The following is a 12867-nucleotide window of genomic DNA, read 5'->3' on the forward strand; positions in this document are numbered from 1 at the left end:
GACAACGCCGGGGACACGCTTCGGCGCGTCAGCCGGGCGTCCCGGCGTCCCGGCGGAACTCGTGCTCCTGGCCCGCCCGGAGCAGCACCTTCTCGACGCCCACCCGCACCAGCACCGGAGCCGCGTCCCCCGGGGCGGCGGACACCCGCAGCCGGTCCGGCCCGAGGTGCACGGACAGCAACTGGTCACGGTAGCGGACCTGGAACTCCACCCGGGACAGCTCGGCCGGCAGCCGCGGGGTGAAGTCCAAGGCGTCCCGGGTGATCCGTAGCCCGGCGAAGCTGCGCTGGACCACGTCGATCGAGCCTGCCATGGCGCCCAAATGGATGCCCGCGCGCGTGGTGCCGCCCTGGGTATCGTCCAGATCCGTGTCCAAGGCTTCCCGGAATGTCGCCCACGCCCGCTCCGGATCGTGCTGCGCCAGCACCGAGGCATGGGTGACCCGGCTAAGGGTGGAGCCGTGCGCGGTCCGGGCCAGGTAAAAGTCCACGGTGGCCGCGATCTGCGCCGGCTCGACGTCGTAGCCCATCCGGCGCAGAAACCCCAGGAGCTGGTCTTCGCCCAGGACATACAGGAGCATCAGGACGTCCGCCTGTTTGGCCAGCCGATAGTGGTTGGTGCTGTCCCCTTCGGCTTCGAGAATCAGGTCCAGCCGTTCGATGTTGCGGTAGGCGCGGCGGTAGTGATTCCAGTCGAGTTCCCGCAGGGCGCCGTAACCGTCGAACTGGCTGATGATGCCGCCGTCGTGGAAGGGAACGAACATGCGCCGGCTCAGGTGCGCCCAGGCGTCGATTTCCGTGCCCGTGATCCCCAGCCGTGCCCGGAGTTCCTCCATGTCGAAACCCTGCACTGAATGCATGATCCAGACCGCCTGGTCAAACACCCAGGCCGCCATGATGTTGGTGTAGGCGTTATCGTCCAGGCCGCCGCCGGGGTTGCCCGGGTGGCCGGTGTGGTACTCATCCGGGCCCATGACGCCCTTGATGTGGAACCGGTCCTGGGCGGCGTCGTGCTCCGCCAGGGAGACGAACAGCCTGGCGACGTCCACCACAATCTCGGCGCCGTGCCGGGTCAGCCAGCCCCGGTCCTGGGTTGCTTCGAAGTACTGCCAGGCGTTGTAGGCGACCGCCAGTCCGACATGCCGCTGCAGGCGTGAGTAGTCCGGCATCCAGTGCCCGGAGAGCTTGTTGAACAGGAACTTGGGTGTCTGCTCGGTGCCGTCGCTGCCGCTCTGCCACGGAAAAAGCGCGCCGCGCAGCCCGGCCTTCCGGGCCGCGTCCCGCGCGGTTCCCAGCCGCCGCCAGCGGTAGTCAATCAGCTCGCGGGCCACCGCGGGCAGCCGGGAGTTCAGGACCGGCAAGACGAAGAGTTCATCCCAGAAGATGTGCCCCCGGTAGCCTTCCCCGTGGAGCCCCCGGGCCGGGACCCCGGCATCGAGCTCGGCTGTGTGGGTGGTGAGTGTCTGCAGCAGATGGAAAACGTGAAGGTTCAGGATCAGCTGGGCCTGGGACGTGGCATCGGATTCGATGATGAACGGTGCCAGCAGCAGGCGCCATGCCGCGTCGTGGTCCGCCAGCAGCGCGTCGAACTCCTGGGGTGCGCGCGACAGCACCGCGAGCGCCCCTGAGAGTGGCGAGGCGACGGCGTGGTCCCGGGAGGTGGCGACGGCCGCTGCCTTGGTGACCGTGACGGGGATACCGTCAGTGACCTGCAGCTCGAAGCGGTGGCTGTACATCCCTCCTGCCACCTCGGGAATTGCGCCGGCCCCGACGGGCACCCCGCCGCCGGAAATCCGGGTCCGCAGTGCCAGGGCGATCCCGATCCTACTCCCGGACGTCTGCACCTGAACCGTCAGCTCAGCAGCGTCCGAACCGTCCTCCGACGAAGATTCCGACGAGGACACCGCCACCGCTGTCAGGTGCCGGTTGGCCAGTTGGGCGTCCTCGGGCACGTTGGAGTTGGTGACGCCGGTGTCGCAACCGCTGCGGATGCTGATGGACCCGCTCCACCCGACGGCGGTCAGCGTGGTTTCCAGTGCGGCCAGGTGGGGCTCGGCCATGGACACGAGCCGGCGCTGGAGTACCTGAAGCTGCCGTCCGGCGTCGTCCGCCACGAGTGCTTCCCGGCTCAGCAGGGCCCGCTTGAGGTCCAGGGTGCGCCGCTCGCTGCGGAGCGTCAGGCCGCCGCCGGACCACCACGCACCGTCGCCCACCCGGACATCCAGCGGCAGCCAGTCCGGGATGTTAACCATGTGCTCATCCACGGTTTCTACGCCCTGGACGACGCTCGCGAGGCTGTTGTAGACGCCCGCAAGGTAGCTGCCGGGATAGTGGGCGTCCCCCGCGCGGTGTTCCGGGGCGGCGCCGCGGGTGGCGAGGTAGCCGTTGCCGAGCGTGGTCAGCGCCTCCCGGTGCCCTTCGTGGGCGGGATCGAAACCCTCGTACACCAGCAGCCACGGGTGCGTAATGACCAGCCCGATGTCCAGTTCGCTGACGTCTTCAACCACGACGTCGGCGCCCGCGGCTTCCAGCGCAGCCCGCCGCCCGGCCCGGTCGAGGCCGACCACGAGCCCGAATCCCCCACGTCGCCCGGCTTCCACGCCGGCTGCGGCGTCGGCGATCACCATGGCCCGGGCGGGGGTGATCTCCAGCCGGCGCACGGCTTCGAGGACCAAAGCCGGCGCCGGCATTCCGGCGACATCGTGGTCCAGGGCCGTCTGGCCATCCACGATGTGGTCAAAGACCTCGCCAAGGCCCGCGGCGGCCACGATCGCGGCGGCGTTCCGGCTGGAGGTGGCGAGGACCACGGGGATCCGCCCGGCCCGGAGCCGCTCGAGCAGCGCCACGGTGCCGGGGAAAACGGGCACGGGCCGGCCCGCGAGCATGGCTTCGAAAATTCCGTTCTGGCGCTGCGCGAGTCCGAACGCCGTCCACTCGTCCGGGCCGTCCGCGGGCGAGCCGCGGGGAATGGGGACCCCGCGCGAGGCCAGGAATGCGGCCACGCCGTCCTCCCAGGTCCGGCCCTCGATCCAGCGTGCGAAGTCATCGTCCGTGAAGGGCGCGCGCCGCGCGTCCGCGGGAAGCCGGGGGTCCGTCATGACGTCGTCAAAGAGTTGTTTCCAGGCTGCCGCGCGGAGCTCGCCGGTATCGGTCACGACGCCGTCGAGGTCAAAGATCACGGCATCGACGGGAGCCAGCGCGGCGGCAACTGTGGGCGACTCCGTCATGGCCCTGTCCTATCAGCGATCGGTGCGCCGCGACAGTGGCGTTGGGCCCACCCTTAGCCCAGGAGTGCGTCGAGGGTGGTGAAGCCATAGCCGGCCTGGCGGATGCGGCTGATCAGCTGGGGCAGGGCAGCGGCGTCAAGCGTAGTGCCGTCGTCGGGGTTGGAGCCGATGTGCATCAGGACAATTTCCCCCGGCTGCAGGCCCGCCAGGACGCGGTCCGCGACGAGCCGCGCCGTCGCTCCGCCGCTGGTGCCTTTCCAGCCCAGGGTGTCGACGCTCCAGCGCACCGAAAGGTAGCCGAGGTTGTTGACCGTGGCGATGGTCCTGGCGTCGCGGTCGCCGAAGGGAAACCGGAAGAGCGGCCGCGGGTCAGCCCCGGCCGCCCGGATGGCCTGTTCGGCCGATCGGACCTGGTCCTTGATGCCGGCGTCGGGCAGCCCGGTGAATGCCGGATGGGTCATGGAATGGTTGCCTACCCGGTGCCCGCCGGCGACGATCGCCGCCACGCCTCCGGGGTTCGCGGCGGCCCAGCTGCCGGTAAGGAAGAACGTGGCCCGCACGTCCGCGGCTGCGAGACTCTGCAGGATGCTAGGCAGTCCGGCAGCGTTGGCGCCGGCGTCGAAGGTCAGGGCCACTACGGTTCCGGCGCCCGGGATGGTCTCGACGTCGTGGCCGGCGAGCGCGGCGGGGAACCGCGCCGCGGGGGGCACGGGAGCGGGAGCCGTCGGTGCCCGGCTCGGCGGGGGGACGGGAACCGGCTCGGCCGGAACTGGCCCGCTGGTGTCCGGGGCCGGCGATGCCGAGGTCGGTTCAGGGGACGGGGAGGCAGGGGGCGCGGTCCCGGAGGCACTTGCGCTGACGGGTCCGGATACCGGGGCGGTGACGGGCGCAGATGGGGGCGGTGACGCCGTCGGCGCCCCCTGAAGCAGCACGACCGCGGCACCGGCGGCCAGAAGCAGCGCAACCACCACGGCCGCGATCACCAACAGCCGGCGGCGGCCCGCGGTCATGGACCCCATGTTTCACCTTGGCACCACGCACTACGGCAGGCTAGGGCTCAAAGGCCCCGCCCGTGCCGCAGCCTAGGAGGCCGCCGGAATCAGGCCGTCCGCACGGTACCGGTCGAACAGCTGCAGGAAGGCGTCTTCCGTGCGGCGGTACCCGGTGAAACCGGCGAGCCGACTCTTGCTCATGTCCGTGACCACCTCGAGGTTCCGGCCCAGGTCGCCGTCCGTGTGCCACCAGGAGGCGACCTGCGCGAGGTCGGGTTCGGCCAGCCCATGGCGGGCGGCGATGGCCGACCACACGCCTTCCATGCCGCGCATTTGCTGCTCCAACGGCCGCGGTTCGTTGCTGTAACCTACCGGCTCGACCCCGAAGTAGTCGGCCAGCGCAGGCCACATGCGCCGCCAGCGGAAGACATCGCCGTTGACGATGTTGTAGGCCTGGTCGCCAACGTTGTCCGCTGTGGCCGCCCAGATCATGTGGTCCGCCAGCAGTCCGCTGTCGGTCATGTCCGTGAGGCTGTTCCACTGCGTCTCGGAGCCCGGGAAGATGAACGGTTGGCCCAGGTCCTTACAGATGGATGCCTGAACGGCGAGGGTGAGCCCCATGTTCATGGCGTTCCCGACCGCATGTCCGATCACCGTATGCGCCCGGTGCACGGACCAGCCAAAGCCCTGCTTCGCGGCCGCAGCCCACAACTCGTCTTCCTGGGCGTAGTAGAAGTTCGGCGTCGGCAGCCTCGGCTCGCTCTCCCGAAAGGGGGTGTCCGGCATTTCCCCGGCCGCATACGCCTCAAACGGGCCCAGATAGTGCTTCAGCCCGGTCATGAGGGCCACGTGCTTCACAGGCTTGCCGTTGAGGCTGGCGAGGACGTTCCGCAGCATGCCCGCGTTTGTGTCGATGTTCTCTTGTTCGGTCTTCCGCCTGGACCAGGCGGTGTAGAACACATGGGTGGGCGAAACACCTGCCAGGGCCTCTCGCAGGTTCTCCACGGATGTCAGGTCCGCGCTCACATGGCGCACGTCACGGCGGCGGAGGGGATTGCGGGAGAGCCCCACCACGTCCCAGCCCTCCTCGGCGAGCCTGTCCACCAGGGCGGATCCGGCAATTCCGCTTGCCCCCACCACCAGGGCGGTCCGGGTGTCGACGGTCTCTGAACTGCTTCGCACGTCATTCCTCCTGGCATCGCTTGTGCTGCGCCGCGCCCATTGCATGTATCGGGTCCCTGCGCGCCGGCCCGCTTGATCGGGACGGATGCTCTTCCAGCCTCTCATGCCGGGGTCCGGGGACGGTCCGGGAGGCCGTCCCGGCAAGCCGGTCGCGGCCGCGCAGTAGGATTCAGGGAGACGCCAAAACTGATACGAAGCTAAGGCGGAACATCCGTGAAATTCGTAGTCCGGTATCCGCTCGTGGCCGGGACCCTCGTCGTCCTGCTGGCGGTGCTGGTCTTGCTGTTCTCCGGGCAGGAAGGCATAGCCCGGGCCGCTGCGAGCGTCTATGCCCTGGCCGTGGCGGCCTACCTCGCCGTCGGGATGGCGCGCCGGCTCGCAGGCGGCCAGTTCGGCATCGACATCCTGGCCGTCACCGCAATCGTCAGCACCGTGCTGGTGGGCGAGTACGTCGCCTCGATGATCGTCGTACTCATGCTTGCGGGCGGCACTGCCCTTGAGGACTACGCCGCCGGCAGGGCCAAGGGCGAACTCACCGCATTGCTCGAACGCGTCCCGCAGACGGCCCACCGGGAGCGCAACGGCTCTGCCGCCGTCGGAGACCACACAGCCGGCTCTCCCGCCGCCGGAACCCACACAGCCGGAACCCCAACGGAGAGCCAACACGAGGACGTGGCGGCCGCCGACGTCGAGATCGGGGACGTCCTGCTGGTCAGGCCCGGCGAGGTGGTCCCGCTGGACGGCGTCCTGCTCTCCGAGTCCGGCTCTTTCGATGAGTCATCGCTCACCGGGGAGAGCCTGCCGGTGGAGCGGTCCGCCGGGGACGGGCTCATGAGCGGTTCGCTGAACGGTGAGGCCGCGGTCCGGATGCGGGTCACGGCGCGCATGGAGGATTCGCAGTACAGCCGGATCGTCGCCCTCGTGCAGGAGGCGGCGGACAGCAAGGCGCCCATGGTCCGGCTCGCTGACCGCTATGCCGTGCCGTTCACGGCCCTCGCGTACGTGCTCGGCGCCGTGGGCTGGATCATCAGCGGCAGCCCGGAACGCTTCGCGGAGGTCCTCGTGGTGGCCACGCCGTGCCCCCTGCTGATCGCCGCGCCGGTGGCGTTCCTCGGCGGCATGAGCCGCGCCGCGCACTCCGGTGTCATCGTCAAGTACGCCGGGGTGCTGGAACAGCTGAGCCGGATCAAGACGGCCGCCTTCGACAAGACAGGAACCCTCACGTACGGCCGCCCGTCCCTGCTGCGTATCCGGACCGCCGGGCCCCTCGCAGAGGACGAGGTCCTGCAGTTGGCGGCGTCCGCGGAACAGTATTCCTCACATGTCCTGGCCGCCTCGGTGATGGAGGCCGCCCGGAACCGGGCCCTGCCCTTCGCGGCCGCCACCGAAGCCACCGAATTCGCCACCCACGGGGTCCGCGCCAGGTTCGACGGCCAGGACGTGGTGGTGGGCAAGCCCGCGTTCGTCGCAGAGTGGGCGTCCGGCGTGGTGGAGGCGGGGCTGGCCAGCGGAGAGCTCGCCATCTACGTCGGTGCCGGCGGAAAATTCGTGGGCGCCCTGGTGATGAGCGATCCCATCCGCAAAGAGACCCGCCGCACCCTCGCCGACCTCAAAGCCCTGGGCGTACGCCGAACGGTCATGCTGACCGGTGACGCGCTCGCCACGGCCCGGCACATCGCGGACGAGGCAGGGCTCACCGACGTCCGCGCCGAATGCCTGCCGCGGGACAAGGTCGAGGCCATCAGGTCGCTGCCGGACCGTCCGGTCATGATGGTCGGCGACGGCGTCAACGATGCCCCCGTCCTGGCGGTCGCCGACGTCGGAATCGCCATGGGCGCCCGCGGCTCGACGGCGGCCGGCGAGTCGGCCGACGTCGTGATCATCCTCGATGACCTCTCCAAGGTGGGGACCGCCGTCCGGATCGGTCAACGCACCGTGCAGGTGGCCCTGCAGAGCATCTGGATCGGCATCGGCCTGAGCGTGGCCCTCATGCTGGCCGCGGCCGCGGGCTACGTGCCGGCCATCGCCGGCGCCCTGTCCCAGGAACTGGTGGACCTCGCCACGATCCTCAATGCCCTGCGTTCACTCGGCCCCGGCCGCCACGGCGCCGCCAGCCCGGTGCGGTCCCGGGAAAGCGCGCGGCAGGCCCCGCTACCGGGATGACTATTTCCTGGCTGACTCTGTCTCCGCTGCCGCGACGGCTGACTCAGTCTCCGCTTCCGCGATCCGCGGCACGGTCTTGAGGTAGCTGTCCGGGTTCAGGGAGATCGAGTCGATCCCTTCGCGCACCAGGAACGCGGCGAACTCCGGGTGGTTGCTCGGTCCCTGCCCGCAAATGCCGATCTTGATCCCGGCGGCGTGGGCCTTGCGGATGGCCTCGCTGATCATCGCCATCACGGCCTCGTCCCGCTCATCGAAGAGCGCCGCGAGCTGGCCGGAGTCACGGTCCACACCCAGGACCAGCTGGGTGAGGTCGTTGGAGCCGATCGAGAACCCGTCGAAGCGGGTGGCGAACTTCTCGGCCAGGACCACGTTGGACGGGATTTCGCACATCATGTACACCTGCAGCCCGTTGCTGCCGCGGACCAAACCGTGCTCGGCCATCACGGCCAGGACCTTGTCTGCCTCCTGCGGCGTGCGGCAAAACGGCACCATGACAATCACGTTGGTGAACCCGAGCTTCTCGCGGACCCGTTTGAGCGCGGCGCATTCGAGCGCGAACCCCTCACGGTAACGGGGGTCGTAGTAGCGCGAGGCGCCGCGGAACCCGAGCATGGGATTCTCTTCCGGTTCCTCGAAGGCGGCCCCGCCGAGCAGGTGGGCGTATTCGTTGGTCTTGAAGTCGCTGAGCCGGACAATCACGGGGCGCGGATAATACGGCGCGGCGATCTTGGCGATCCCCAGCGACAGGGCGTCCACGAAGTACTCGGCCGGGTCCGCATACCCCTGCGCCAGCTCCCGGATCTGGCGCGCCTCGGCGGGATCCGTGACCCGTTCCGGGTGGACAAGCGCCATGGGATGGACGCGGATCAGGCTGCTGATGATGAATTCCATCCGGGCAAGCCCGACGCCGTCCGCCGGCAGCCGCCACCACTGGAAGGCCGCGGCCGGGCTGGCGATGTTGACCATGACGGCCGTGCGCGTCGCAGGCAGCGCGCCGAGGTCCACATCTTCGGTTTCGAACGCCAGGGTGCCGTCGTAGACCCGGCCCAGATCACCTTCGGCGCAGGAGATCGTCACGGACCGGCCCTCGGCCAGGACTGCCGTGGCGTTGCCGGTTCCGACGACGGCGGGGACACCCAGCTCGCGGCTGACGATCGCCGCGTGGCTCGTGGGGCCGCCGTGGTCCGTGACGATCCCGGCTGCCCGTTTCATGATGGGCACCCAGTCCGGGTCGGTCATTTCGGTCACGAGGATGGCGCCGTCGCGGAACGCCGCGATGTCCGCCGCGGTCCGGATGACGCAGGCCGTGCCGTGCGCAATCGAGTCGCCGATGGCCGATCCGGTGGCGAGCACGGGCCCCTGTTCCAGCAGGTGGTGGATGGTGAACTGCGGCCCGGTCCGGCGTGACTGGACCGTCTCGGGCCGGGCCTGGACCATGAAAAGTTCCCCGGTCTCGCCGTCCCGGGCCCATTCCATGTCCATGGGCCGGCCGTAGTGGTTTTCGACCGTGACGGCCCAGCGGGCGAGGGCGAGGATCTCGGCGTCGCCCAGCACGAAGGCCCGGCGCTCGGCCTCCGAGGTGTCCACCATCCGGGTGCGGGCGCTCCCGCCGCGGCTGTAGACCATCTTCCGGGCCTTGGAGCCTAGGGATTTCTCGATGATCGGGGTGATGCCCTCCGCGGCCGCGGACTCTGTCAGGAGCGGCTTGAAGACCAGGTACTTGTCCGGATTGATGGTGCCCTGGACGACGGTTTCGCCGAGGCCCCAGGCCGCGCTGATGACGGCGGCCCGGGGAAAGCCCGAGTCGGTATCGATGGAGAACATCACCCCGGATGCCCCGACGTCGGAGCGCACCATCCGCTGGACGCCGATCGAGAGGGCGACGTCCATGTGGTCGAAGCCCTTGACCTCGCGGTAGCTGATGGCCCGGTCCGTGAAGAGTGAGGCGTAACAGCGGCGGCAGGCGTCCAGCAGTTCCCGCTCACCCGCAATGTTCAGGAAGGTCTCCTGCTGCCCGGCGAAGCTCGCGTCCGGGAGATCCTCCGCCGTCGCGCTGCTGCGCACCGCCACGGCGAGCCGGTCCATGCCGGCCCGGTCCCCCAGCGTCCGGTAGTGGGCGCGGATGGCTTCGGCGATGTCGCCGGGGAACTCGCTGGCCAGGAACAGGTCCCGGATGGCCTCGCCGGTGGCGCGCAGCGTGGCGTCCCCGGTCCGGTAGGCGGCAATACGCGATCGCATGGCGGCGTCGATCCCGTTAGCCACGACGAACGAGCGGTACGCGGCGGCTGTGGTGGCGAACCCGTCAGGAACCCGTATCCCCTCGCTCTGGAGGGTCCGGATGAGCTCGCCGAGCGAGGCGTTCTTCCCGCCGACCCGCGGGACGTCGGCCATGCCGATCTCGTCAAACCACATCACGGGCGATTCAGCCATGTCAGTACTCCTGCGGATTGTCGGTGGACCCATACTGCGCGGGACCGGTGTCCCGGGGTCAGGGGCTTTGGACCCGCGCGCCGCCGCCGGCTACTGTGCCGCCTGGGGGAAAGCCTCCTGTTCCCGCGCCGGGCCGGGCGCCGCCGGCGGAACCAGCCCGGCGGCGGCGGACGATCTTGTACAGCCAGTCGGCGAGCAGGACGGCAGGGACGGCGGCCAGCGCCACCGCCAGGCCTCCCGGCGTCGGCGGAGCGTGGCCCAGCAGCGCCGCCAACGGCCCGAGGAACAGGAACACGCACAGCAGCCCCAGCTCGGCCAGCACGGCCCACAGCAGCAGCCTGTTGGTGAACCAGCCCAGCCGCCAGGGCGGGACGGTGGCGCTGCGGCAGGCGAAGGCGTTCGCCAGCTGGGCCAGGACAACCGTGGTGAAGGCCGCGCCGGACGCCGCCAGGAGCACGTCGCTAGCCGGCAGCTCGGCGCCGGGCCGCCACCCCGCACCGAGCAGAACCACCGTAAACGCCGTCATCTCCATCAGCGCCTCGACCGGTCCCAGCAGCCCAAACACCCGAAACATGAGGGCGCGGTCCATCAGGTGCCGGCGCTCGGGCGGCCGCTTCAGCGTCCCCTTGCTTGGCGCCTCGCTGCCCAGGGCCAGGGCGGGCAGCAGGTCGGTGCCGATGTCCAGGGCGAGGATCTGCAGCACGCCCAGCGCCAGTGGGAAGTGGCCGCCGGACAAGGCCCAGATAACGAAGGGCGTGAGCTCGGCGACGTTGTCCGTCAGGTGGTACGTCAGGAAGCGCCGGATGTTCGCGTAGGTGGCACGGCCCTGCTCCACCGCGGCCATGATCGTGGCGAAGTCGTCGTCCAGCAGCACGAGGTCGGCGGCCTCACGGGCGACGTCGGTGCCGCTGCGTCCCATCGCGACCCCGATGTCGGCCTGCTGCAGCGCCGGGCCGTCGTTGACGCCGTCGCCGGTCATGGCCAGGACATGCCCGCGGCCCTGCAGGAGCCGGGCCACGCGGAGCTTCTGTTCCGGCGTCACCCGGCTGACCACCACTCCGTCGCAGTCCAGCAGTGCGGCCAGGACGGCGTCATCGCCGGGCAGGTCCCCTCCCTGCAGCACGGTTTCCGTGGGGCCGAGCAGCCCCGTCTCCCGGGCGATGGCGGCGGCGGTGAAGGCGTGGTCGCCTGTCACCATCGCCACTTTGATTCCTGCGTCGCGGGCCGCTTGGAGTGCCACTTTCACCTCGGTCCGGGGCGGATCGTGCAGGCCCATCAGGCCCAGCAGCGTCAGCCCGGCCTCGACATCCTCCAGCTTGAACGCGGCGCCGGGCGGCCCGGGCAGGCTGCGCTGGGCGACGGCGAGTACCCGCAGGCCACGGGCGGCCATCTCGTCAACCATGTCCATTGCGCGGTTCGAGCCGGGATCCGAAGCCCCGCCGCCGGTGGCCAGACACAGCGGAATCACGGACTCCGGGGCCCCCTTCACGAAGAGGGCGGTGCCGACGATTGCCGACTCCCGCAGCCGGCGGGAGTCGAACGCGAACCGGTGCGACGGCGTCGGCCATTCCGGCTGCTCACCCGGAAGGGCGAGGCGGACGGCGAGCGCGTCGATGGCCGCCTCCATCGGGTCCCCCTCGGCTATCCAGCGGTCTTCGTGGAGGACGGCGCGCCCCACCGAGGCGGCGCGGGCAGCGACACTGAGCCGCCGGGCTTCTTGAAGGCCGCCGCCCGTCATCTCGGCTTCGGGGCCGTAGCCCTGGCCATTGATGGTCAGCAGCCCGGCCGGGGTCCAGACCTCGACGACGTTCATCCGGTTCTGCGTCAGGGTTCCGGTCTTGTCGGTGCAGATGAAGGTCGTGGAGCCGAGGGTCTCCACGGCTTGGAGGTTGCGCACGAGGGCGTTGCGCCTGGACATGCGCTGCGCGCCGACGGCCAGGGAGAGCGTGACGGTCGGCAGCAGGCCCTCGGGGACCAGCGCGACGGCCACCCCGATGGCGAACAGGAAGGCGTCGCGCCAGGAAATGCCGATCACGAGCGAGAGGACGAAGAACAGGGCGCCGATGCCCAGGGCCATGGTGGCGGTGATGCGGACGATTCTTTGCAGTTCCAGCGACAGCGGGCTGGTGGGGGCTTCGACTTTACCTGTCAGGGATGCGATCTCCGCGAGCCGGGTCTGGCCGCCCGTCACCGAGACCACGCCTTCGGCGTGCCCGTTGACCAGGAAGGTCCCGCCGAAGGCGGTGTCGCCGGGGGTTTTGGCGACTGCCTCGCTTTCGCCCGTGAGCATGGACTCGTCCACCTCGCAGCCGGTGGCCAGGGCCAGCCGGAGGTCCGCCGGAACGCGGTCGCCGGCCACCAGCACCACGACGTCGTCCGGCACCAGTTCGGTGGAGTGGACCTTGATGACGCGGCCGTCCCGGCGGACTGACACCATGGCCGGGAGCAGTTCGCGGAGCTTGGCGGCGGCATGCTGGGCCCGCTCCTGCTGGATGTAGGCGAACACCCCGTTGACCAGGATCACCGCCACGATGGCGATGCCCAGTTCCGGCATGCCGGCAATGATCGCGAAGACGGCCGCCACCCAGAGCATGATCGCGAAGAAATGGGTCAGCTCAGCCAAGAGCCTTCGCCAGCCGGGGACCGGACGGGGCTCGGGCAGTTTGTTGGCACCGAATTGCTTCAACCGCCGGGCAGCTTCGTCGGCGCTGAGTCCGGCGACGGCTGACAGCGAGTCCTGCCCCGGCCCGGGATTCACCCCCGCGCTCCGCCCGTCACGGGCGCTGCAGACCGCCGGCCGCCTCCGTCGAAATCGCCGGACATCTGCGGGATCGCCGGAACTTTCCGGCGGTGTGGCGCGGATCCGGCGAACTC

General features: G+C 70.0%; 6 protein-coding genes. 1 reads left to right on the forward strand and 5 read right to left on the reverse strand.

Annotated features, from left to right (window positions below):
- Window positions 1–28 precede the first annotated feature (28 nt).
- The 3 genes from AC1DN2_RS07615 to AC1DN2_RS07625 all read right to left on the reverse strand — a co-directional run bounded on the left by AC1DN2_RS07615 (window position 29) and on the right by AC1DN2_RS07625 (window position 5400).
- Window positions 29–3226 carry an HAD family hydrolase gene (locus AC1DN2_RS07615; RefSeq protein WP_476849843.1) on the reverse strand — a complete coding sequence of 1066 codons (3198 nt, stop codon included), beginning with the start codon at window positions 3224–3226 and terminating at the stop codon, window positions 29–31.
- A gap of 53 nt (window positions 3227–3279) precedes the next feature.
- Window positions 3280–4245 carry a polysaccharide deacetylase family protein gene (locus AC1DN2_RS07620; protein ID WP_476849844.1) on the reverse strand — a complete coding sequence of 322 codons (966 nt, stop codon included), beginning with the start codon at window positions 4243–4245 and terminating at the stop codon, window positions 3280–3282.
- Between the two features lie 63 nt (window positions 4246–4308).
- Entirely contained in the window at window positions 4309–5400 is a 1092-nt protein-coding gene (locus tag AC1DN2_RS07625; protein WP_476849845.1) for an SDR family oxidoreductase, read from the reverse strand.
- Window positions 5401–5613: 213 nt separating this feature from the next.
- Here AC1DN2_RS07625 and AC1DN2_RS07630 point away from each other — a divergent pair, with 213 nt between their 5' ends.
- Window positions 5614–7563 carry a heavy metal translocating P-type ATPase gene (locus AC1DN2_RS07630; protein ID WP_476849846.1) on the forward strand — a complete coding sequence of 650 codons (1950 nt, stop codon included), beginning with the start codon at window positions 5614–5616 and terminating at the stop codon, window positions 7561–7563.
- On the opposite strand, the gene ppsA is transcribed toward AC1DN2_RS07630, so the two are convergent.
- On the reverse strand, window positions 7564–9993 hold the full coding sequence (gene ppsA / locus AC1DN2_RS07635) for a phosphoenolpyruvate synthase (protein ID WP_476849847.1): 2430 nt from the start codon (window positions 9991–9993) through the stop codon (window positions 7564–7566).
- Between the two features lie 58 nt (window positions 9994–10051).
- The gene (locus AC1DN2_RS07640; protein ID WP_476849848.1) at window positions 10052–12751 is read right to left on the reverse strand and encodes a cation-translocating P-type ATPase; all 2700 of its coding nucleotides are present in this window, start codon (window positions 12749–12751) and stop codon (window positions 10052–10054) included.
- Window positions 12752–12867: the final 116 nt, after the last annotated feature.

It is taken from the genome of Arthrobacter sp. 01L42 (assembly GCF_056400005.1).

Excerpts from the sequence above, each read along its gene's own strand:
- AC1DN2_RS07620 (WP_476849844.1), bottom strand. The coding sequence starts at position 4,245 with ATGGGGTCCATGACCGCGGGCCGCCGCCGGCTGTTGGTGATCGCGGCC.
- ppsA (WP_476849847.1), bottom strand. The coding sequence starts at position 9,993 with ATGGCTGAATCGCCCGTGATGTGGTTTGACGAGATCGGCATGGCCGAC.
- AC1DN2_RS07615 (WP_476849843.1), bottom strand. The coding sequence starts at position 3,226 with ATGACGGAGTCGCCCACAGTTGCCGCCGCGCTGGCTCCCGTCGATGCC.